The 21,780-nt window shown below is 74.4% G+C and carries 18 protein-coding genes and 1 pseudogene; 9 read left to right on the top strand and 10 right to left on the bottom strand.

The window, feature by feature from the left end; genetic code table 11:
• Complete coding sequence (locus WA616_RS03890; protein WP_336027447.1) at window positions 1–2,859, bottom strand: aconitate hydratase; 2,859 nt, start codon at window positions 2,857–2,859, stop codon at window positions 1–3.
• Between the two features lie 285 nt (window positions 2,860–3,144).
• Between WA616_RS03890 and WA616_RS03885 the strand changes: the two genes are divergently transcribed.
• The 8 genes from WA616_RS03885 (at window position 3,145) to WA616_RS03850 (ending at window position 11,512) form a co-directional block, all read left to right on the top strand.
• A complete protein-coding gene (locus WA616_RS03885) occupies window positions 3,145–3,903 on the top strand; it encodes an SIR2 family NAD-dependent protein deacylase (protein ID WP_336027445.1) in 759 nt (252 codons plus the stop codon).
• On the top strand, window positions 3,900–4,268 hold the full coding sequence (locus WA616_RS03880; RefSeq protein WP_336027444.1) for a hypothetical protein: 369 nt from the start codon (window positions 3,900–3,902) through the stop codon (window positions 4,266–4,268). The genes WA616_RS03885 and WA616_RS03880 overlap by 4 nt, the downstream gene beginning before the upstream one ends.
• Window positions 4,265–4,693, top strand: a complete 429-nt coding sequence (locus WA616_RS03875; RefSeq protein ID WP_336027443.1) for a DUF1772 domain-containing protein — start codon at window positions 4,265–4,267, stop codon at window positions 4,691–4,693. Before WA616_RS03880 ends, WA616_RS03875 begins: the two co-directional genes overlap by 4 nt.
• 61 nt (window positions 4,694–4,754) lie before the next feature.
• Window positions 4,755–6,293, top strand: coding sequence for an AMP-binding protein (locus tag WA616_RS03870; protein ID WP_336027441.1), 1,539 nt, complete (start codon window positions 4,755–4,757; stop codon window positions 6,291–6,293).
• 146 nt (window positions 6,294–6,439) lie between these two features.
• A complete protein-coding gene (locus WA616_RS03865) occupies window positions 6,440–7,834 on the top strand; it encodes a C40 family peptidase (protein WP_336027440.1) in 1,395 nt (464 codons plus the stop codon).
• Window positions 7,835–8,164: 330 nt separating this feature from the next.
• Window positions 8,165–9,445: an AAA family ATPase gene (locus tag WA616_RS03860; protein ID WP_336027439.1), complete on the top strand. Its 1,281-nt coding sequence runs from the start codon at window positions 8,165–8,167 to the stop codon at window positions 9,443–9,445.
• The gene (locus WA616_RS03855; RefSeq protein WP_336027438.1) at window positions 9,442–10,524 is read left to right on the top strand and encodes a DUF58 domain-containing protein; all 1,083 of its coding nucleotides are present in this window, start codon (window positions 9,442–9,444) and stop codon (window positions 10,522–10,524) included. The genes WA616_RS03860 and WA616_RS03855 overlap by 4 nt, the downstream gene beginning before the upstream one ends.
• Window positions 10,525–10,552: 28 nt before the next feature.
• Complete coding sequence (locus WA616_RS03850) at window positions 10,553–11,512, top strand: VWA domain-containing protein (RefSeq protein WP_336027437.1); 960 nt, start codon at window positions 10,553–10,555, stop codon at window positions 11,510–11,512.
• A 72-nt stretch (window positions 11,513–11,584) separates the two neighbouring features.
• On the opposite strand, the gene WA616_RS03845 is transcribed toward WA616_RS03850, so the two are convergent.
• The 5 genes from WA616_RS03845 to WA616_RS03825 form a co-directional block, all read right to left on the bottom strand.
• Window positions 11,585–13,069: a glycosyltransferase family 2 protein gene (locus WA616_RS03845; RefSeq protein WP_336027435.1), complete on the bottom strand. Its 1,485-nt coding sequence runs from the start codon at window positions 13,067–13,069 to the stop codon at window positions 11,585–11,587.
• Complete coding sequence (locus WA616_RS03840; RefSeq protein WP_336027433.1) at window positions 13,066–13,716, bottom strand: hypothetical protein; 651 nt, start codon at window positions 13,714–13,716, stop codon at window positions 13,066–13,068. The genes WA616_RS03845 and WA616_RS03840 overlap by 4 nt, the downstream gene beginning before the upstream one ends.
• Window positions 13,717–13,903: 187 nt before the next feature.
• A complete protein-coding gene (locus tag WA616_RS03835; protein WP_336027431.1) occupies window positions 13,904–14,875 on the bottom strand; it encodes a quinone oxidoreductase family protein in 972 nt (323 codons plus the stop codon).
• An 86-nt stretch (window positions 14,876–14,961) separates the two neighbouring features.
• Window positions 14,962–16,698 carry a DUF429 domain-containing protein gene (locus WA616_RS03830; RefSeq protein WP_336027429.1) on the bottom strand — a complete coding sequence of 579 codons (1,737 nt, stop codon included), beginning with the start codon at window positions 16,696–16,698 and terminating at the stop codon, window positions 14,962–14,964.
• A gap of 208 nt (window positions 16,699–16,906) precedes the next feature.
• Window positions 16,907–17,809, bottom strand: a complete 903-nt coding sequence (locus WA616_RS03825; protein WP_336027428.1) for an SDR family NAD(P)-dependent oxidoreductase — start codon at window positions 17,807–17,809, stop codon at window positions 16,907–16,909.
• A 104-nt stretch (window positions 17,810–17,913) separates the two neighbouring features.
• Here WA616_RS03825 and WA616_RS03820 point away from each other — a divergent pair, with 104 nt between their 5' ends.
• Window positions 17,914–18,579, top strand: a complete 666-nt coding sequence (locus tag WA616_RS03820) for a TetR/AcrR family transcriptional regulator (RefSeq protein WP_336027426.1) — start codon at window positions 17,914–17,916, stop codon at window positions 18,577–18,579.
• Between the two features lie 62 nt (window positions 18,580–18,641).
• On the opposite strand, the gene msrA is transcribed toward WA616_RS03820, so the two are convergent.
• From msrA to WA616_RS03800, 4 genes and pseudogenes are all read right to left on the bottom strand, one after another.
• The gene (gene msrA / locus WA616_RS03815) at window positions 18,642–19,154 is read right to left on the bottom strand and encodes a peptide-methionine (S)-S-oxide reductase MsrA (protein ID WP_336027424.1); all 513 of its coding nucleotides are present in this window, start codon (window positions 19,152–19,154) and stop codon (window positions 18,642–18,644) included.
• Between the two features lie 101 nt (window positions 19,155–19,255).
• Window positions 19,256–20,080, bottom strand: coding sequence for an alpha/beta fold hydrolase (locus WA616_RS03810; protein WP_336027421.1), 825 nt, complete (start codon window positions 20,078–20,080; stop codon window positions 19,256–19,258).
• A gap of 138 nt (window positions 20,081–20,218) precedes the next feature.
• Window positions 20,219–20,674 (bottom strand): SRPBCC domain-containing protein, encoded by a 456-nt coding sequence (locus WA616_RS03805; RefSeq protein WP_336027419.1) that lies wholly within the window; start codon window positions 20,672–20,674, stop codon window positions 20,219–20,221.
• Between the two features lie 82 nt (window positions 20,675–20,756).
• Window positions 20,757–21,643 (bottom strand): annotated as a pseudogene (locus WA616_RS03800) (helix-turn-helix transcriptional regulator).
• Window positions 21,644–21,780: the final 137 nt, after the last annotated feature.

The raw sequence follows: 21,780 nt of genomic DNA, 5'->3' as shown, positions 1-21,780 counted from the left end.
TCAGCCCTGCCGCAGCGAGCGGAGGACGTACTGCATGATCCCGCCGTTGCGGTAGTAGTTCGCCTCGCCGGGGGTGTCGATGCGGACGCGGGCGTCGAACTCGACGTCCCCGGCCTTCACCTTCACGGTGCGCGGGGTCTCGCCGTCGTTGAGGGCGGTGATCCCGGTGATCGTGAACTCCTCGTCACCGGTCAGGCCGAGCGACTCCCGGTCCTGGCCCTCGGGGAACTGCAGCGGCAGCACGCCCATGCCGATGAGGTTGGAGCGGTGGATCCGCTCGTAGCTCTCGGCGATGACCGCCTTGACGCCGAGCAGCGCCGTCCCCTTCGCCGCCCAGTCGCGCGACGAGCCCGAGCCGTACTCCTTGCCGGCCAGCACGACCAGGGGGATGCCCTGCTCCTGGTAGGCCTGCGAGGCGTCGTAGATCGTCGTCGTCTCGCCGGTCAGGTGGTTCTTGGTGACGCCACCCTCGGTGCCGGGCACCAGCTGGTTGCGCAGCCGGATGTTGGCGAAGGTGCCGCGGATCATCACCTCGTGGTTCCCGCGCCGGGAGCCGTAGGAGTTGAAGTCGCGGCGCTGCACGCCGTGCTCGGACAGGTACTTCCCGGCGGGGCTGTCGGCCTTGATCGAGCCGGCGGGGGAGATGTGGTCGGTGGTCACCGAGTCGCCGAGCACCGCCAGGGTGCGGGCGCCGGTGATGTCCTGGACCGGGGCCGGCTGGTCCTGCATGCCCTCGAAGTACGGGGGCTTGCGGACGTAGGTGCTCTGCGCGTCCCACTCGAAGGTGTCGCCGGTGGGCGTGGGCAGCGCCTGCCACTGCTCGGTGCCGGCGAAGACGTCGGCGTAGTCGTTGCTGAACATCTCCGCCGAGACGGCCTCGTCGATGACCCGCTGCACCTCGTGCGGCGAGGGCCAGATGTCGTGCAGGAAGACGTCGTTGCCGTCGGCGTCCTGGCCCAGCGGGTCGTTGTTGAGGTCGACGTCCATCGAGCCGGCCAGCGCGTAGGCGATGACCAGCGGCGGGGAGGCCAGGTAGTTCATCTTGACGTCGGGGTTGATCCGGCCCTCGAAGTTGCGGTTGCCCGACAGCACCGAGACGACGGCGAGGTCGGCCTCGTTGACCGCCTTGCTGACCGGCTCCGGCAGCGGGCCCGAGTTGCCGATGCAGGTGGTGCAGCCGTAGCCGACCAGGTAGAAGCCGAGCTTCTCCAGGTACGGGGTGAGCTGCGCCTTCTCGTAGTAGTCGGTGACGACCTTCGACCCGGGGGCCAGCGTCGTCTTCACCCACGGCTTGGTGGTCAGGCCCCGCTCGACGGCGTTCTTCGCCAGCAGCGCGGCGCCGATCATCACCGACGGGTTGGACGTGTTGGTGCACGAGGTGATCGCCGCGATCACGACGGAGCCGTGGTCGACGAACGTCTCGGTGCCGTCCTCCATGACGACGCGGGTCCGCTTCGAGGGGCGGCCGGAGACCGGGTCGTCCTCGTAGTGGTGCGGCTGGCCGGCGGTGCCGTTGCCGCCCTCGCTGCCCGGGGCCGGGGTGGCCGGGTCGGAGGCCGGGAAGGACTCCGACGACGCCTCGTCGACGCGGGACTCGACGCCGAAGGGCTGGGTGTTCTGCGGGACGCCCGGCTTGCGGTCGTCGCCGCCGGTCTCGTCGGCCGAGACGTAGTCGGCGAGCGCCGCGCGGAAGGCGTGCTTGGCGTCGGTGATCGCGACCCGGTCCTGCGGGCGCTTCGGGCCGGCGATGGAGGGGACGACCGTCGACAGGTCGAGCTCGAGGTACTCGGAGAAGGCGATCTCGCGCGACGGGTCGTGCCAGAGGCCCTGCTCCTTCGCGTAGGCCTCGACGAGCGCGACCTGCTCCTCCGAGCGGCCGGTGAGCCGCAGGTAGGCGGTGGTCTCCTCGTCGATGGGGAACATCGCCGCAGTGGAGCCGAACTCCGGGCTCATGTTGCCGATCGTGGCGCGGTTGGCCAGCGGCACCGCGGAGACGCCCTCGCCGTAGAACTCGACGAACTTCCCGACGACGCCGTGCTGGCGCAGCATCTCGGTGATCGTGAGGACCAGGTCGGTGGCGGTGGAGCCGTCGGGCAGCTCGCCGGTGAGCTTGAAGCCCACGACGCGCGGGATGAGCATCGACACCGGCTGGCCGAGCATCGCGGCCTCGGCCTCGATGCCGCCGACGCCCCAGCCCAGGACGCCCAGGCCGTTGACCATCGTGGTGTGCGAGTCGGTGCCGACGCAGGTGTCGGGGTAGGCGACGACGCGGTCGCCCTCCTGGCGCGGGAAGACCACGCGGGCCAGGTGCTCGATGTTGACCTGGTGGACGATGCCGGTGCCCGGGGGGACGACCTTGAAGTCGTCGAACGCGCCCTGGCCCCAGCGCAGGAACTGGTAGCGCTCGCCGTTGCGCTCGTACTCGATCTCGACGTTGCGCTCGAAGCTCTCCGGGGTGCCGAAGACGTCGGCGATGACGGAGTGGTCGATGACCAGCTCGGCCGGGGCGAGCGGGTTGATCTTGTTCGGGTCGCCGCCGAGGTCGGCCATCGCCTCGCGCATCGTGGCGAGGTCGACGATGCAGGGGACGCCGGTGAAGTCCTGCATGACCACGCGGGCCGGGGTGAACTGGATCTCCTGGTCGGGCTCGGCCGACGGGTCCCAGTTCGCCAGCGCCCGGATGTGGTCGGCCGTGATGTCGGCGCCGTCCTCGGTGCGCAGCAGGTTCTCGAGCAGGACCTTCAGGGAGAAGGGGAGCTTGCCTGCGCCCTCGACCGCGTCGAGCCGGTAGATGTCGTAGTCGGTGCCGTCGACGCTGAGCGTCGACCGGGCCCCGAAGCTGTCCTTGCTGGCTGCCACTGCTTGCGCCTCACCCTCGAGAGTCCATCGGGCTTGAATGCCACCCTCCATCATCCCAGGTGGCGCGCGCGGGCCGCTGGGAAGGCGACCCTTCCCTCACCCGGTGACCTGTGTCTCACGGCGGACGGGCCGGTCCCGGCACGATCAGGCCGCCTGATCGTGCCGCGTCCTGGCTCACGGCCGGCGGTGAGCCAGGACGCGCGGAGGTGAGCCAGGACGCGCGGAGGTGAGCCCGCCTGATCGTGCGCGGGGGCGGCGGGCGGGCGGCGTGCCTACCGTGGGCGCGTGACCGGCGCCGTCCCCGACCCGCTGCCCGGCTGGCTCGCCGAGGCCCGGCGGGTCACCGTGCTCACCGGCGCCGGGATCTCCACCGACAGCGGCATCCCCGACTACCGCGGCCCGAACGGCGTCTGGACCCGCGACCCCGACGCCGAGAAGCTCGTGACGCTGTCCTACTACGTCGCCGACCCGGGGATCCGCCGGAAGGCGTGGCGGATGCGTGCCGAGATGCGGGCCGCCGACGTCGCCCCGAACGCCGGGCACCGGGCGCTGGCGCGACTGGGGGAGCAGGGCCGGCTGCACGCGCTGCTCACCCAGAACGTCGACGGGCTGCACCAGGCCGCCGGCTCCCCGCCGGGCACCGTGCTCGAGCTGCACGGCACGGTGCACGCCGTCGAGTGCCTGTCCTGCGGCGACCGCACGTCGATGGACGACGCCCTGGCCCGCCTCGACGCCGGCGAGGACGACCCGGCCTGCCGGGTCTGCGGCGGGATCCTCAAGTCGGCGACCGTCAGCTTCGGGCAGGCGCTCGACGAGCGGGTGCTGGGCGCCGCGGCCGAGGCGGCCGCCGACTGCGACGTCTTCCTCGCCGTCGGCACCTCGCTCGTCGTGCACCCCGTGGCCGGGCTGGTGGAGGTCGCCGCCGCGCACGGCGCCCGGGTCGTCATCGTCAACGCCGAGCCCACGCCCTACGACGACCTCGCCGACCTCGTCGTCCGCGAGCCCATCTCGACGGCGCTGCCGCGACTGCTGGGGACGGTGTGACCCGCGCCGACCTCGAGGCCCGCTACCGCGAGCTGGTGCTGCACGAGCTGCCGCGGCGGGCGCGCGAGGGGCGCTGGGTGGTCACCAACGACCACTGCTTCGGCCGGATCGTGCTCGACCACGCGGTCGGCGGGCGCTGGTACGACGTCCTCGACCGCCGCCGCTCGCCGGCCTTCGCCCAGCTGTCCGACGACCAGCTCGCCGGGGCGGTCGCGATGGCCGAGCGGGTGCTCGCCGAGGGCGACCCGCTGCTGCGCGAGCTCGACGCGCGGAGCCTGGCCTGGCGCGGCAAGCCGCCGAAGACGACGCCGACGCCGACGACGACGCCGACGACGACGCCGCGGAAGACGACGACGCGACGGTGACCCTCCTCGTCGTCCACCTGGCGCTGACCGCCGCCTACGCCGGGTTCCAGTGGACCGTGCGGGCGCTGGTCTACCCGCAGTTCGCGCAGGTGCCGGCCGGGGCGTTCCCCGCCTACGAGAAGGCGCACCAGCGGCGGGTCACCGCCGTCGTCGGGCCGCTGTTCGCCGGGCAGGGCGTCACGGTGCTGTGGCTGCTCGCGGCCCGCCCGGCCGGCGCGCCGGTGCCCGGGGTGGTCGCCGCCGCCGTCTGCCTGGGGGTCGTCCTGGGGGTCACCGGACTGCTGGCGGTGCCGCTGCACCGGCACCTGGCGCAGGGGTTCGACCGGGCGGTGCTCGCCCGGCTGCTGCGGGTGGACACCGTCCGCGCGCTGGCCGCGACGGCGGGCACGGCCGTGGCCGCGTGGCTGGTGCTCGCCAGCGGATAGCGTGACCCCGACCACGTCGAGCGGCCGACCGCGGTCGGCCCTGGCCACCCGGGAGCCCGGCATGCGCGTGCCCCTGACCACCCGCGACTTCCTCGACCGCGCCGAGCTCGTCTACGGCGACCGGGTCGGGATCGTCGACGAGCCGGACCAGCCGGCCCCGCCGCTGGGGGAGGTGAGCTGGCGCGACGTCGCCCGCCGCGGCCGCGCGCTGCAGGCCGGGCTCGACGCCCTGGGCGTGGGGGAGGGCGAGCGGGTGGCGGTCGTCAGCCACAACGCCGCCCGGCTGCTGGAGGTCCTGCTCGCCGTGCCGTCGTCGGGGCGGGTGGCGGTGCCGGTGAACTTCCGGCTCAACCCCGAGGAGGTGTCCTACATCGTCGGGCACTCCGGCGCGCGGGTGCTGCTGGTCGACCCGGAGCTGGAGACCTCGCTCAAGGGCGTGCAGGCCGAGCACCGCTTCGGCACCGGCGAGGAGTACGAGCAGCTGCTGGCCTTCGACGCCGAGCCGCGGCCGTGGGCCGAGCCCGACGAGGACGCCACCGCCACGATCAACTACACGAGCGGCACGACGGCGCGGCCCAAGGGCGTGCAGATGACCCACCGCAACATCTGGGTGAACGCGGTCACCTTCGGCATGCACATGCAGGTCAGCGACCGCGACGTCTACCTGCACACGCTGCCGATGTTCCACTGCAACGGCTGGGGCCTGCCGTACACGATGGCCGGCGTCGGGGCCCGCCAGGTGGTGCTGCGCAAGGTCGACGGCGCGGAGATCCTGCGCCGGGTCGAGCGGCACGGCGTGACGATGATGTCCGGCGCGCCCGCGGTGTGGAACGCCGTCCTCGACGCCGCCGCCGACTGGGACGGCGAGGTCCCGGGCCGCGACCGGGTGCGCATCGTCGTCGCCGGGGCCCCGCCGCCGTCGCGCACCATCGCCCGCGTGGAGGCCGAGCTGGGCTGGGAGTTCAACCAGATCTACGGCCTCACCGAGACCGCGCCGCTGCTCACCGTCAACCGGCCGCGCGCGGAGTTCGACGACCTCGACCCCGAGGAGCGGGCGAAGCGGCTGTCGCGGGCCGGGGTCCCGGCGCTGGGCACCCGGATCGAGATCAGCGAGTCGGGGGAGGTCCTCGCCCGCGGCAACACCGTGCTCGCCGGCTACTGGGAGAACCCCGACGCCTCCGCCGAGGCGCTGGAGGGCGGCTGGTTCCACACCGGCGACGGCGGCAGCGTGGACGACGGCGGCTACCTCACGATCTCCGACCGCAAGAAGGACGTGATCATCACCGGCGGGGAGAACGTGTCCTCGATCGAGGTGGAGGACGCCGTGTTCAGCCACCCGGCGGTCGCGGAGGTCGCCGTCATCGGCATCCCCGACGAGAAGTGGGGCGAGCTGGTCACCGCCCTCGTCGTGCTCGCCGAGGGGGAGACGGCGACGGCGGAGGAGATCATCGCCCACTGCCGCACCCGGTTGGCCGGCTACAAGGCGCCCAAGCGGGTCGAGTTCCGCGACGAGCTCGCTCGCACCGCCACCGGCAAGATCCAGAAGTTCAAGCTGCGCGAGCCGTTCTGGTCCTCCACCGGCGGCCGCCAGGTGAACTGAGGCCTCCCCCCTCGGGGGGAGATCCCCCGCAGATCCCTCCGGAGGTCACCCGGGCCGGTCGATGACCGGCCTGGGTGGCGTCCGGTCCCGGGCGCCCGCACAGCGAGCGCCGGCCGGCGAGCCGGCGCACCGGGAGGGGTCGGCACGTGGGAACGGGTACGCGCACGCGACATCACCACTGGGCTCTCCGCGCCGCCGGCTCGGCGGTCGCCGGGCTGGTCGTCCTGGGCCTGACCCCGGGCACCGCGTCCGCCGCCCCGAGCGACGCCGAGATCGCCGCCGCCGAGGCCGAGCGGGTCGCCGCCGAGCAGCAGGTCGGCGTGCTGAGCGCCCAGCTCGCGCAGGCCGAGGCCGCCGCGGAGACGGCGCACCAGAACGCGCAGATCGCGCTGCAGGACTACGAGGAGACACAGGCCGCCTACGAGGCCGCCCGCGCCGCCGCCGACGCCGCCACGGCCGCCGCCGCGCAGGCCGACGCCGACGTCGCCGTGGGCCGCGCGCAGGTCGCCGACTACGCCCGCACGACCTACATCCAGGGCACCACCGCCCCCGGCGCCGCCGCGCTCATGTCGGCCGACGGCCCCGCCCAGCTCATCGAGCGCGCCGCGCTGCTCGAGGCCGCCGGCAGCCACCGCGTCGACGTCGTCGGCGAGCTCGAGGTGCTGCAGCAGCAGGCGGTCGCCGCGCAGCAGCAGGCGCAGGTCGCCTCCGCGCAGGCCGAGACGCTGCAGGTCGAGGCCGCCGTCACGCTGGCCGGCGCGCAGGCGCAGGAGTCCGCCGCCCGCGAGCAGCGCGCCGCCGTCGCCGAGCAGCGCGACGCCGTCGCCGCCCAGGCGCAGGCCGCGGGTCTGGAGGTCGCGCAGCTGGAGGCCGAGCAGGCCGCCGCCGAGGCCGCCGCCCAGGCCGCCGCGCGCGCCGCAGCGGCGCGGGCCACCACCGCCCGCCCGGCACCCGCGCCGGCGCCGCAGACCGCCGCGCCGCAGACCGCCGCGCCGACCACGCCGTCCCGCTCGTCCTCCTCGGGGTCGTCGTCCGGCTCGTCGTCGTCGGGCTCGTCGTCGTCGGGGTCGTCCTCCTCGGGCAACCCGACGCCGCCGCCGGCCACCACCGCCGGTGCGCCCTCGGCGTCGGCGGTGGAGACCGCGATCGACGCGGCGATGTCGCAGCAGGGCCTGCCCTACAGCTGGGGCGGCGGCGGGGCCAACGGTCCGGGCTACGGCATCCCGCCGGACACCCGCATCTGGGGCTTCGACTGCTCGGGCCTCACCGAGTACGCCTACGCGCAGGCCGGCATCCGGATCGGCGGCACCAGCCGCGACCAGTGGTGGCGCTTCCGCGGCTCCACGGTGGCCCGCGCCGACCTGCGTCCCGGCGACCTGGTCTTCTGGGGCTCGGGCAGCTCGTACACGTCGATCTACCACGTCGCGCTCTACATCGGGAACGGCCGGGTGGTCCACGCCCCGCAGAGCGGCGACGTCGTCCGGACCGGCTCCATGTGGTTCGGCAGCGACTACTTCGGCGCGGTCCGTCCGACCGCCTGAGGGAGCAGGCTTCCCGGGCCGGGAGGGGGACACCGGCCGGGGGAGGAGTGGGGCGTCGGGCAGCCACGGGGGGAGCTGCCCGACGCACCGCCCACGCTAGCAGCCGAGAGGCGCCCGGTGCAGGGGGACGCACCGGGCGCCTCCGCGCGTCCGGGGGCGGCGGCGTGTCCGGGCGGACGCGCCGCGCGGGGCGCCGCACGGCCGATCCGGACGGCTTGCCAGGTCGGGGTGGGACACTGGCGCCGGGACGGGCGAGCGGCCCGTCACCGGCCTCCCCGGGACCCCGACGACGGGTGCCCGGCGGCCGCGGACCGGCATCCAGGGAGCCCCGTGACCACCGCCGCCAGCACCCCTCTCGACGAGCCCGCGGGCGCGTCCGCCGCGAGCGGAGCTCCGGTGCCCCCGTCGGCCGACGCCGCGCGGCTGGAGCGGGTCCTGTTCGAGATCAAGCGGGTCATCGTCGGCCAGGACCGGCTGGTCGAGCGGATGCTGGTGGCGCTGCTGGCCCGCGGTCACGTGCTGCTCGAGGGCGTGCCCGGCGTCGCGAAGACCCTCGCCGTCGAGACGCTGGCGCGGGTCGTCGGCGGGCAGTTCGCCCGCCTGCAGTTCACCCCCGACCTGGTGCCCGCCGACATCCTCGGCACCCGCATCTACAAGGCCGGCCAGGACGCCTTCGACACCGAGCTCGGCCCGGTGTTCGCCAACTTCGTGCTCACCGACGAGATCAACCGCGCGCCGGCGAAGGTGCAGTCGGCGCTGCTGGAGGTCATGGCGGAGCGGCAGGTGTCCATCGGCGGCGTCACGCACAAGCTGCCCGACCCGTTCCTCGTGCTCGCCACGCAGAACCCGATCGAGTCCGAGGGCGTGTACCCGCTGCCCGAGGCCCAGCGCGACCGCTTCCTCATGAAGGTGCTCGTGGACTACCCGAGCCCGGAGGAGGAGCGCGAGATCATCTACCGGATGGGCTCGACGCCGCCGGTGGCCGAGACCGTCCTCGGCCCCGACGACCTGCGCCGCATGCAGCGCACCGCCTCCCAGGTGTTCGTGCACCACGCGCTGGTCGACTACGTCGTGCGGCTCGTCGTCGCCACCCGCCAGCCGCGCGACCACGGCATGGACGACGTCGCCTCCTGGGTGTCCTACGGCGCCAGCCCGCGCGCGTCCCTCGGCCTGATCGCCGCCAGCCGCGCGCTCGCCCTGGTCCGCGGCCGCGACTACGTGCTGCCGCAGGACGTCCTCGACGTCACCGCCGACGTGCTGCGCCACCGCCTCGTGCTCTCCTACGACGCGCTGGCCGACGGCGTGCCCGCCGACCACGTCGTCAAGCGGATCCTGCAGACCGTGCCGCTGCCGCAGGTCACCCCGCGCCAGCGCGCCGGCGGCTTCGGGCCGGCCGCGCCCGGCGGCCCGCAGGTGCCCCCGCCCGGGGCGGCGCAGTACGGGCCGCCGCAGGGCGCGCCGCAGTACGGCCCGCCGTTCCCGCCGCCCGTCCCGCCGAACGGCCAGCCCGGCCGTCCTCTCGGCCAGGCGCCCGGCCAGGCGCAGAACGGCCAGCCCGGTCCCGGCGCGCCCGCCGGCAACGGGCACGCCCCGGGCACCCCGCAGGCGTGATCCTCCGGCGCGGCCGGGCGCGGGCGGCGGAGGCCGCCCCCGACGGCGCGGACGGCGGCACGGCGACCGCGACCGACCCCGGGACGGCGGGCGCGACCCCCGGCTCGGGCACCCCCGGCTCGGGCATCGACCCCCGGGACGGCGACGGCTCCCCGCCGCACTTCGGCGAGGGCCCGGCCGACGTCCTGCTGCAGCGGCTCGAGCTCACCGTCCGGCGGCGGCTCGACGGGCTGCTGCAGGGCGACCACCTGGGCCTGGTCCCCGGGTCGGGCACCGAGGCCGGCGACTCGCGCACCTACCACCCGGGCGACGACGTCCGGCGGATGGACTGGCCGGTCACCGCCCGCACCCAGGTGCCGCACGTGCGCGAGACGATCGCCGACCGCGAGCTGGAGACGTGGGCGGTGGTCGACCTGTCGGCCAGCCTCGACTTCGGCACGGGCCTGTGCGACAAGCGCGACCTGGCCATCGCCGGGCTCGCCGCGGTCAGCCACCTGACCGTGCGGGGCGGCAACCGGCTCGGCGCCGTCGTGACCACCGGCGAGCGGGTCGACCGCTATCCGGCGCAGCCCGGCCGGCTCGCGGCCGACCGGCTGCTGCGCGCCGTCGTCGCCACCCCGCGGGCGTCCACCGGCCGCCGCGGCGACCTCGCCGCGGCCCTGGAGACCCTGCGCCGCCCGCCGCGCCGCCGCGGGCTGGTCGTCGTGGTCAGCGACTTCCTCGGGTCGGACGCGGGGCAGACCGCCGACTGGGAGCGGCCGCTGCGCGGGCTCGGCACCCGGCACGAGCTGCTCGCCATCGAGGTGGTCGACCCGCGCGAGCTCGAGCTGCCCGACGTCGGCCTGCTCACCGTCCGCGACCCCGAGTCCGGCCAGACGCTCGAGGTGCCCACCGGCGACCCCGAGTTCCGGGCCCGCTACGCCGCCGGAGCCGCCGAGCAGCGGCGGGCCATCGCCGCCGGCCTGCGCCGCGCGGGTGCCGGGCACCTGCAGCTGCGCACCGACCGCGACTGGCTGATGGACGTCGTCCGTTTCGTCGCCGACCGCCGGCGCGCCGGCAGCGGCGGGGCCTCGCGGTGAGCGCCCCGCACCCCAGGAGGGCCCGCCCGTGAGTTTCCAGTCACCACTGTGGCTGATCGCCCTCGTCCCCGTCGTCGCCCTGGCGGCGCTGTACGTGGTGAAGCAGCTGCGCCGGCGGGTGTACGCCGCCCGGTTCTCCCAGACGGGGCTCGCCGCGAGCCTGCTGCCCAAGCGGGCCGGGTGGGTGCGCCACGTCGCGTTCGGGCTGACGCTCGCCTCGCTGCTCGGGCTGGTGCTGTCGCTCGCGCAGCCGAGCACCGAGGTGCGGGTGCCGCGGGAGACCGCCACCGTCGTCCTGGCCCTCGACGTGTCGCTGTCGATGCAGGCCGAGGACATCGAGCCCAGCCGGTTCGAGGCGATGAAGGACGCCGCCAGCGACTTCGTCGACATCCTCCCCGAGCGGATCAACCTCGGGCTGGTGTCGTTCTCGGGCACCGCGTCGACGCTGGTGACCCCGACGACCGACCGCGACCAGGTGCGCGGCGCCATCGCCAACCTGGAGCTGTCGGAGGCGACGGCGATCGGCGAGGCGATCTTCACCTCGCTGACCGCGATCAGCACCTTCCAGTCGACCCTCGACGTCGGCTCGGAGGAGGCGCTGCCCCCGGCGCGGATCCTGCTGCTGTCCGACGGCTACAACACCGTCGGCCGGGAGAACACCCAGGCGATCTCCGCGGCGCAGGAGGCCGGGGTGCCGGTGTCGACGATCGCGTTCGGCACCGACTACGGCTCCATCGACATCGGCGGCGAGCGGACGCCGGTGCCGATCGACCGCGAGGCGCTGCGGCTGATCGCCGACGAGACCGGCGGGCAGTACAACGAGGCCCGCACCCGCGCCGAGCTCGAGGCGGTCTACGACGACCTGGGCAGCCAGATCGGCTACACCACCGAGCCGCAGGACGTCTCCTACTGGTTCGTGCGGGTGGCCACCCTGCTGCTCGCCTGCGGCCTCGGCCTCGCGGCCTGGCGGCTGCAGCGCCTGTTCTGACCACGCCCCGGCCGCGCACGCACGAGGGGCCCCGGACCAGCAGGTCCGGGGCCCCTCGCGTGCGTCAGGAGGTCAGACGCTGAAGCCGCGCTGGCGGCGCACCAGCTTCTTCAGCATGAGGACCGTCTGCAGGATCGTGAGCAGGTACAGGACCGGCCAGCCGATCGACAGGATCGCCGACTGCACGCCGATGCTCTGCTGGCTCCAGGCGAAGATCAGCACCGCGAAGGTGACCGCCGCGCAGACCGCCGGCATGACGTAGGCCGACCCGCGGCCGCGCTCGGCCGCCGCCTGCGCCGCCCAGTTGTCCTTCTCCACGCGGGCGAAGAACTGCACCCACGCGGTGACGAAGTGGCCCATCCGCACCCACATGTAGAGCTCGGCGGGCGCCACCAGGGCGGCGTAGAGCAGGTCCGTGGCGCTCTTGTCGTGCATCGCCAGCGCGATCCGCAGGTTCAGCAGCGTCGCCACCGCCGGCGGGATCAGCCAGATCGGGTTGAACACGAACGCGTCGATCGACAGCGCCGCCGCCAGCAGCAGCAGGAAGCCCATGCGGGCGGCGATGTTGAAGACCATCGAGATGTTCTCGTACCAGCGCAGCCGCAGGTTCGGGTGCAGCGGCTGGCCCTTGCTGTCGCCGCGCTGGCCGGGCCACAGCAGGTCGATGCCGCCGAAGTTCCACTTCACCTGCTGGCCGTGCAGCGCGCGCAGGGTGGTCATCGGCCCCACGAACGCGCGGGCCCGGGCGCTGATCTTCGTGCTGAAGCCCGCGTCCTTGATCTGCAGCGAGAGTTTGGAGTCCTCGACCTCCGAGTCGCGCACCCACGGGGCGGACTGGTGGTGGCGGTACATGACGGCCTCCAGCGCGCGGACGCTGAAGAGGCTGCACTGGCCGCCGAGGACGGCCATGTTCCGGCCGCGGACGAGGTTGTCCATGTTGAAGCCGGCGAACTGCGCGCGCTGGCCGGCGACGAGGAACTTCGCCATCGCGCCGTGCACCTTGGACTTGTCGAAGGTGTAGATGGCCGACAGCCCGCCGATGCGCGGGTCGGTGACCATCTCCTTCTCCAGCCACTCGACGCAGCGCCGGTCGAGGGTGGTGTCGCCGTCGACGCCGAGGATGTAGTCGTAGCCACGGCTGACGAAGTAGCCGTAGTTGAGCGCGCCGACCTTCTTGTCGGGGTTCTCGCCGATGTCGTGCACGTGCACGGTGGTCCGGTACGTCTCGCCCTTGACCACGCGGGTGTGCTCGCCGACGAACTGGCCGGCGATCTCCGGGGTGTCGTCGTCGGTGTTGTTGATGACGACGTGGATCACGTCCGGCGGCCGGGTCTGCGACAGCAGCGAGGTGAGGACGTCGGCGATCGTCGACTCCTCGTTGTAGGCCGGGATGACGCAGCTGATGGTGGCGTGGCGCAGCGCCTCGGCGCTGTCCTGCGGGCCGCCGAACTCGGCGGGCACCAGCGAGCTGATGTCGGGGATCTGCTGACCGCCGCGGGCGAGCAGCTGCACGCGGTCGGTGGACCGCCGCATGCCGTGGACGACGAGCTGGGTCACGAGGGGTCCTCCTGCAGGAGCGGCAGCTCGAGGGTGTCGAGCACGGTCTGGCGGAAGTAGCGCTGGGCGCCGGGCTCGGTCTCGACCAGCAGGTCGAACTGCACCGTGACCGTCAGCGACGTCGCTGCCGGGGTGGCCTCGGTGAGGGTGAGCGCGGTGGTGTAGCTGAACGGCGGCATGAGCGCGAACTCGCCCCGGTCCTCGGCGGCGAGGAGGCGGGCGGTGCCGTCGTCGGTCGTGGCGGCGAAGCGGGTGACGAGGACCTCGGTCTCGTCGTCCCCGCCCTCGACGTGCGCGGCGATCTGGATGGTCTTGTCCTGGGCCGCGGTCCAGGTGGTGGCCTGGTCGGCGGTCCAGTAGTCGACGACGACGGTGCGGTCGCCGGCCGGCAGCGCGCGGGTGAGCGATCCCGCGTCGAGGTCGCCGGTGGGCCGCACCGGCGTGGGGACGGCGACCTCGTCGGTCGTCGCCGTCTCCTCGGCCGGCGTCTCGTCGGCGGGCTCGTCGGTGGGCTCGGCGGCCTCGGTGGTCTCCGCGGCGGCGCCGAGGCCGGGGCTCATGCTGACGTCGGGCCACTCGCAGCCGGTGAGGCCGGTCGCGCCGAGCGCGAAGGCGGCCGCGCGGGCACGGGGTGTCGGTCGGGACACGGTCTCCCCTGGACGATCCGGGTGATCGCCGGGGTCCGGGCGACGTTGCACACCCCCAGCAGTGGTCACCGACGACGTTAGGGAGGGGATAGCGGAACGGTGTAGTGGTCGTGACCCGTCGGGGGGAGACGCGCCACCGCCCGGAGGGGTGGGCCCTCCGGGCGGTGACGGTGCGTGAGGTGCGGTGTCAGCGGGTCGGGTCGAGGACCAGCTTGCCGGTGGTGCGGCGGGACAGGATGTCCTGGTGCGCCTCGCGGACGGCGGACAGCGGGTAGCGGCCGCCGCCGACCGGCGTCAGCGCGCCGTCGGCGGTGAGCTGCAGCAGGTCGCTCATCGCGTCGTCGAGCATGGCCGGGCGGCTGAAGCAGTGCGCCAGCCAGAAGCCGATGACGCCGCGGCTGGTGCCCATGAGCGACGGCGGCTGCACGGCCTTCGGCGGGCGCCGGCCGGCCATGCCGTAGGCGACGAGCCGGCCGAAGGGCGCCAGCGCGGAGAACGAGCCGTCGAAGACGTTGCCGCCGGTCATCTCGAGGACGACGTCGACCCGCCTGCCGCCGTTGGCCTCGCGCAGCGCCGCGGTGAAGGTCTTCGGGTCGTCGTCGGCGAGCGCGGGGTCGACGGTGGCGTCGGCGCCGAGCTCCTCGGCCAGCGCCCGCTTCTCGGGGCTGGACGCGGTGGCGATGACTCGCCCGGCGCCCCACCGCTTGGCCAGCTGCACGGCCAGCGACCCGACTCCGCCGGCGCCGGCGATGACGACCACCGACTCGCCCGCGGCCAGGTGCGCGCTGGTCCTGAGCAGGTGCCAGGCGGTGGTGCCCTGCAGCACGAGGGCGAGGGCCTGCTCGTCGGTGACGGCGTCGGGCACCGGCCAGGTCAGCCGCGGGCTGCCGACGACCTTCTCGGCGTACCCGCCGCCCTCCACCAGCCCGACCACGCGCTCGCCGCCACCGGCGGGGCGGCCGACGAACTCCGCCCCCGGTACCAGCGGCAGCGTCTGCGGGGCGAGGTAGCTGTCCTCGGTCTGGTGGGTGTCGGCGTAGTTCACGCCGGCGGCACTCACCTCGTAGAGCTGCTGACCGTCGCCGGGGACGGGGTCGGGGAGGTCGACGACGTTGAGGACCTCGGGGCCGCCGAACTCGGTGATCTGGACTGCGCGCATGAGGGTGAGGCTATGACCTGCCCACCCCCGGACGTCGGCCCGGCCGGTCCCGTCGGCCGCCGGGGTGCTCGGCCGCGGCGCGGTGGTCAGCGGCCGGTGAGCCGCTGCAGCCGGGTGGTCAGGGCGGCCCGCCGGTCGGCGTTGCCGTGCAGGTCCACGTACCGCTGCCCGAAGCCGGCCAGCAGCGTGTCGTCCAGCCGGCGCACGGCGCCCGGGGGATAGCGGTAGTCCATCCGGGCGGTGATGCCGCGGTCGTCGACGCCGCGCAGCACCTCGCCGAGCTCCACCAGGCTGGTCACGCCGAGTTCGAGCAGCAGGCCGGAGATCCAGGTGTAGTGGTCCGGGCGCGACCAGCCGGCGTCGGAGTACTGCCCGGCCAGGAACGCGGCCAGTTCCCGGGGCGCGATCCGAGGGTCGTCGGGGTCGACGTCGTCGGCCCCGTCGCCGGGCACCGGTGCCCGGAGGCGCTCGCGGATCGCGGTGAACTGCTGATCGGCCAGCTCCAGCAACCCGGCGGCCAGGGTGAACCGGCGGTCGAACTCAGGAGCGTGCTCGTCCGGCACCGTGCCCTTGTAGCGGATGTCGTGCTCGAACTCGGCCCACGCGTGCTGAAGCACCGTGCGCACCTGCACCTGCACCACACGCCCGACCAGCTCCGGCAGCTCGGCCGCCCGGCCACGGTCCACGCTGATCAGCAGGTGCCGGCTGGAGTAACCGAACCGGCCCTGCTGCGCGGTCCGCCGCCCCATGTCGAGGTCGTCGATCACCCGCACCTGCGCGGCCAGCAGCTCGGCGACCGCCTCCACGTCGCTCTGCACGTAGGTGATCACCCGCACGCCGATCTGGTCGGTGATCTCCCGCATCGGGTCCGGGTACGCAGGCACGCCGTCGACCGTGCGGGCCGCCTTCTCCGCGAACGAGGCGATGGTCTTGGTCCGCCCGGTCACCGACAGGTAGTTGATCCCGGCCTCGTCGAGCACCCCGGTGACGAGCGCCAGTGCCTGCTCCCCGGCGACCAGGGTCTCGGGCCGCCCGTCGGCGTACGCCTGGATGGCCTGCTGCACCGGGTCGGGCGCCGGTGCGGTGCCCCGGCGGCCGGGCTGCAGGTCCGGCGGCAGGGTCGGCGTCACGATGGCGCCGCCGGCCGCGTCGCCGTAGGTGGTCACCTCGTCCGGGCGCCGGACGGCGATCCATCCCACGTAGGCGCACACCACGGCGTCGACCTGGTCCTCCGCCACCCGCAGCTCGCTCTTGCGGGTGGCGGCCTGCACCTGCCGGCGCAGCGCGGCGAACGGTGCCCCGAGATCGAGCTCGACCACCGCGCTCAGCAGGTCGATGAGGACGAGCAGCTCGGCGCGCATCTGCTCGAGCGTCCGACCCGGCTTGTTCTTGTACTTCAACGTGCGGCCCAGCCGGAACAGCGCCACCGTCGCCGCGTGCGGGTAGACCTCGATCGCCCGGCGGTCCCGGCCCGAGCGGGGGTCGAGGTCCAGCTTCAGGCGCCGGCCGATCCGCCCGCCGCGGGTGTCACCATCGGCGAACTCGGGCTTGCCGGTGTTCGTCGGGTGCGCCCCGGCCTCGAACCTCGCGAAGTCGGCGTTGAGCGCCCGCTCGGCGGACCGGTTCCCGGTGGCGTTGGTGACCACCAGCGGGGCGTCGATCGCCACGATGCACGGGCCGGCGGTGAACGGGGCCAGCGCGGTCTCGATCTCCTCGTCGGTGCGCACCGCGCTGACGTGCACCAGCCGGCCGGCGTCGTCCAGCACGGCGAGGCCGGTGGGTTGCCTGAGCCCCCAGGCGAGGTCGATCCCGATGTGCCGCACGGGGTCAGCCTGCCCTGCCCCGTACCCCGGCGCGGCTCGTCCCGCGAGATCCGACCGGCGTGTGCAGGTGCCGGCCCCGCGGGCCGTCAGGTCAGTTGCGAGACAGCCGGTGGTGGGTGTCGGCGTGGTCCACGCCGGCCGCGCCCACCCCGTGGAGCTGCTGACCGTCGCCGGGAACGGGGTCGGGGAGGTCGCCGACGGGTGCGGGTCAGACGGGGGACGTGACGCCCGTGAGCTCCTCGGACACCGCCCACAGCCGGCGCTGGGCGGCGAGGTCGTAGGACTGCGGGCTGGAGGTGACCAGGCGCGGGTTTCCGCGGACCTCGCCGCGGCCGCCCGGCCCGTAGTACTGCCCGCCGAGCACGGCCGGGTCGGTCGCGGCCCGCAGCGTCGGCAGCGCGCCCATGGCCGGCGGCTGGGTGACTAGCGGGGCCAGCAGCTCCACCGGCGCCCGCAGCGCGGTGGGGGAGTTGCGCACCAGCTCGGTGTCGGCCACCCCCGGGTGCGCGGCCACCGCGACGGTGCTCGCGCCGCGGGCCGCGAGCCGGCGCTGCAGCTCGTAGGTGAACATCAGGTTGGCCAGCTTCGACTGCCCGTACGCGCCGACCCGCGAGTACGAGCGCTCCCACTGGAGGTCGTCGAAGTGGATCGCGGCGCGGATGCGGTGGCCGACGCTGCTCACCGTGACCACGCGCGAACCGGGCACGGGCAGCAGCCGGTCGAGGAGCAGGCCCGTGAGCGCGAAGTGCCCCAGGTGGTTGGTGCCGAACTGCAGCTCGAAGCCGTCCCGCGTCGTCTGCCGCGGGGTGTACATCACGCCGGCGTTGTTGACGAGCAGGTCGATCCGCGGGTGCGCCTCGCGCAGGGCCGCCGCGGCGTCGCGGACTGAGTCCAGCGACGTGAGGTCCAGGCGCTGCACGGTGACGTCCCCGGTCATGCGGGCCGCCGCCCGGGTGCCCTTGTCGACGTCGCGCACCGCCAGCACCACGGTGGCGCCGCGCGCGGCGAGGGCGTCGGCGGTCGCGAACCCGAGGCCGGTGTTGGCGCCGGTCACGACCGCCACGCGGCCGTGCTGGTCCGGGATGTCGTGCGCCGTCCAGGTCGTGCCCATGTCGTCCTCCTGTAGAGACCGTCGGTCTGTTGTGAGGAAGACGCTAAGAGACCACTGGTCCGCTGTCAAGAGACCGGCGGTCTGGAAAGTGCTATCGTCCGGCGGTGACCTTCCAGCGGGCCCGCAGCGAGGAGCAGCGCGAGATCCGGCGCCGGGCGATCCTCGACGCCGCGGCCGCCATGCTCGACGAGATGCCCGTGGCCGACCTGAGCCTCAACGAGCTGAGCCGCCGGGTCGGCCTGGCGAAGTCCAACGTGCTGCGCTACTTCGACTCCCGCGAGGGCGTGCTGCTCGAGCTGATGGACGCCGTGCTGCAGGACTGGCTCGCGCAGCTGGCCGGCGACCTCGCGGCCGGGATCGACGCGGGCTCCCCGCTGGTGCGGCGCGCCGAGCAGCTGTCCGCGGTGCTCGCCCGGTCCCTGGCGGAGCGGCCGGTGCTGTGCGACCTGGCCGGGGCGCAGGGCGGCGTCCTGGAGCGCAACGTCACCGCCGACGTCGTCCGGCGCCACAAGCGCACGGCCCTCACCCGGCTCGCCGCCGGCGCCGACCTCCTGCGCCGGTACGTGCCCGAGCTCGGCGAGGCCGCGGAGGTGTTCTGCTTCCACGCGCTGGTCCTGGCCGGCGCCCTGGCCCCCTACAGCTCGCCGCCGCCCGGCGTGCGGGCCGCCTACGAAGCGGAACCGGAGCTCGCCGTCCTGCACGCGGACCTGCGGGACTCCCTGCAGCGGGCGATCCGGACCCTGCTCCTCGGAGCCGTGCCGCGCGACTGACGCCGGGGCACCGACGCGGGACGGCCGGCCTGCGCTCGGCGGGCCGGCCGTCCTCGACCGCGTCAGGCGGTCTGCGTCTCCCGGCGGGGGAGCACCCAGTCCGGCCGCACCCAGTGGCAGGTGTAGCCCCACGGGTACTTCTGCAGGTAGTCCTGGTGCTCCTCCTCGGCCTCCCAGAACGGGCCGGCCGGCTCGACCTCCGTCACGACCTTGCCGGGCCACAGGCCGGAGGCGTCGACGTCGGCGATGGTGTCGAGGGCGACCTGGCGCTGCTGCTCGCTGGTGAAGTAGATCGCCGAGCGGTAGCTGCGGCCCACGTCGTTGCCCTGCCGGTCGACCGTCGTCGGGTCGTGGATCTGGAAGAAGAACTCCAGGATCTGCCGGTAGGAGATGACGGAGGGGTCGAAGACGATCTCGACCGCCTCGGCGTGGTCCCCGTGGTTGCGGTAGGTGGCGTTCGGGGTGTCGCCGCCGGAGTACCCGACGCGGGTGGAGAGCACCCCCGGGCGCTTGCGCAGCAGGTCCTGCGCGCCCCAGAAGCAGCCGCCGGCGAGGATCGCGGTCTCGGTGGTCACGTGTTGCCTCCCTGTCTGGTCCTGCATCCCGCGCAACTCCGCGGACCGGGCCCGTGTTCCGCCCGGCTCCCGTCGGCCGGGAGCCGGGCGGGCGGCGGGCGTCAGGAGCGGATGAACTCGAGCAGGTCGGCGTTGATGGTCCCGGCCTGCGTGGTCGGCATGCCGTGCGGGAAGCCGGCGTAGGTCTTGAGCGTGCCGTTCTGCAGCAGCTCCGCCGACAGCGGCGCGGAGTCCTCGTACGGCACGACCTGGTCGTCGTCGCCGTGCATCACCAGCACGGGGACGGTGATCTTCCTCAGGTCGTCGGTGAAGTCCGTCTGGGAGAAGGCGACGACGCCGTCGTAGTGGGCCTTGGCGCCGCCCATCATCCCCTGCCGCCACCAGTTGGCGATGATCGCCTCGACCGGCTCGACGCCGTCCCGGTTGAAGCCGTAGAACGGCCCCGACGGCAGGTCGCGGTAGAACGCGGAGCGGTTCGTGGCCACCTGGGTCTGGATGTCGTCGAAGACGCTCTTGGGCAGTCCGCCGGGATTGGCGTCGGTCCGCACCATGATCGGCGGGACGGCGCTGATCAGTGCGGCCTTCGCGACGCGGTCCTCCCCGTGCCGGGCGAGGTAGTGGACGACCTCGCCCCCGCCGGTCGAGTGGCCCACGTGCACGGCCTCGCGCAGGTCGAGGTGGGCGGTGAGCGCGGCCAGGTCGTCGGCGTAGTGGTCCATGTCGTGCCCGTCGCTCGTCTGGGTCGAGCGGCCGTGCCCCCGGCGGTCGTGGGCGATCACGCGGTAGCCCTGCGCCAGGAAGAACATCAACTGCGCGTCCCAGTCGTCGGCCGACAGCGGCCAGCCGTGGCTGAAGACGATCGGCTGACCGGTGCCCCAGTCCTTGTAGAAGATCTCGGTGCCGTCGTCGGTGGTGAGGGTGGGCACGGGGCGCCTCCGTCGGTCTCGGGAAGGGGGAGCGCTGCCGGACGCGGTCCGGAGCGGCCCCATCCCAGTGGAGCGGGGTGTTCCGCGGGGGGCCGGCGCGGGTCGATCAGGTGAACTGCGGCATGTCCTGGCGCCGTGTCACCCGGCGGCGCCCGCCCGTCCGGCCAGGCCCTCCGCGCGGGTGCGGAGCGCCTCGTTCATCGCCGTGAACCCGGCTCCGGTCTGCCGCAGCGTGCCCGCGACCAGCGGCACCAGGACGCCGCGGAACACCTCCCGCTGCAGCGGGTCCGTGCCGCCGTCGGCGCGCGGCGTCAGCGTGAACGAGTGGGTGCCGTCGAACAGGCCGGGCAGGCCCAGCCGGCCGAGCCACGCCAGCTCCCGCTCCTCCTCGACGGCGGTGACGGTGGGGCGGAACGTCATCCCGCGGCCGCCGGGCGGGACGATGCGCACCCGCAGCCGCTGCCCCACCCGCAGCTGCCCGGACAGCTCGGGGATGAACGGGTTCCAGGTGCCGTAGGCGGCGGTGTCGGTGAGGACCCGCCAGACGACGGCGGGCGGCGCGGCGACGGTCGTGGCGGCGCGGAGCTCTCGCACGGTGCACTCCAGGGGGAGGGGGCGGCGCCGGCCATCCTGACCGACGGTGCCGGGGGAGCCGACGTCGTCCGGCGTGGGGCGGTCAGGCGCCGAGGGCTCCGGGCCGGTCCGCCGGGGTGGCCCCGTCGCCGGACAGGGCCCAGCCGGCCAGCAGGTCCAGCGCCTGCCGCGACGAGGTCCCGGCCTCGGTCGTGTACACGAACAGCGTCTGGCCGGGGTCGCCGGGGAACGTGAGCGTCTCGTACTGCACGGTCAGCTCCCCGGCCATCGGGTGGCGCAGCCGCTTGCTGCCGGACGTGCGCTGGTGCACCCGGTGCTCGGTCCACCAGCGGCGGAACTCGGGCTCGCGGCGGTCAGCTCGGCGACGAGCTCCTCGGCGGCCCGGTCGCCGGAGGCGGTGCCCAGGTCCAGGCGCAGGTTCTCGACCGCGGCCCGGGCCTGGGTCTCCCAGTCGACGAACAGCGCCCGCGCGTCGTCGTCGAGCAGCAGCCAGCGGGCGTAATTCCGCTCGCGGGGGCGCATCCGCTCGAAGTCGGCGAACAGCGCGCGGGCCATGCGGTTGCTCGCCAGCACGTCGGTGCGCCGTCCGAGGACCAGCGCGGGCTGGGTGCCGAGCGCGTCGAGGAACTGGTGCAGCCCCGGCCGCACGCGCTGCACCGCCGGGGCGCGGGAGGCCGACCGCGGGCCGATCAGGTGCCGCAGGTGCGCGGTGCCGGCGTCGTCGAGGTCCAGCGCCCGGGCGATCGCGTCGACGACGCCGTCCGACGGCACGATCCGCCGGCCCTGCTCCAGCCGCGTGTAGTAGTCGGTGGAGACCCCGGCCAGCAGGGCCACCTCCTCGCGGCGCAGCCCGGGCACCCGCCGGACCCGGCCGTCGAAGGGCAGGCCGGCGCGTGTCGCGTCGACAGCGCCCCGCGCCCGCCGGAGGAAGTCGGCGAGCTCCCGGTTGAGGTCGGACACGCCGGCCATCCTCGCAGCGGGGGCGCCGCCGTACCTGGCCCTCCGCGTCCTGGGCAGGCGGATCCCCGGTCCCGCCGGGCCAGTCGTGCGGCCCCGCACCCGGCGGCCGGCGGCGAGGGTGGAGACACCGCCGGGAGCCGCCCGGC

Origin of the sequence: Geodermatophilus sp. FMUSA9-8, assembly GCF_037034165.1 — a bacterium.
Taxonomy (GTDB): Bacteria; Actinomycetota; Actinomycetes; order Mycobacteriales; family Geodermatophilaceae; genus Geodermatophilus; species Geodermatophilus nigrescens.
The sequence above is the reverse complement of the archived record's forward strand: the minus strand, read 5'-3'. Positions and strand labels throughout refer to the sequence as shown.

Bases quoted from the DNA above. Each gene is read 5' to 3' on its own strand.
- WA616_RS03870 (WP_336027441.1), top strand. From the start codon at position 4,755: ATGCGCGTGCCCCTGACCACCCGCGACTTCCTCGACCGCGCCGAGCTC.
- WA616_RS03835 (WP_336027431.1), bottom strand. From the start codon at position 14,875: ATGCGCGCAGTCCAGATCACCGAGTTCGGCGGCCCCGAGGTCCTCAAC.
- WA616_RS03825 (WP_336027428.1), bottom strand. From the start codon at position 17,809: ATGGGCACGACCTGGACGGCGCACGACATCCCGGACCAGCACGGCCGC.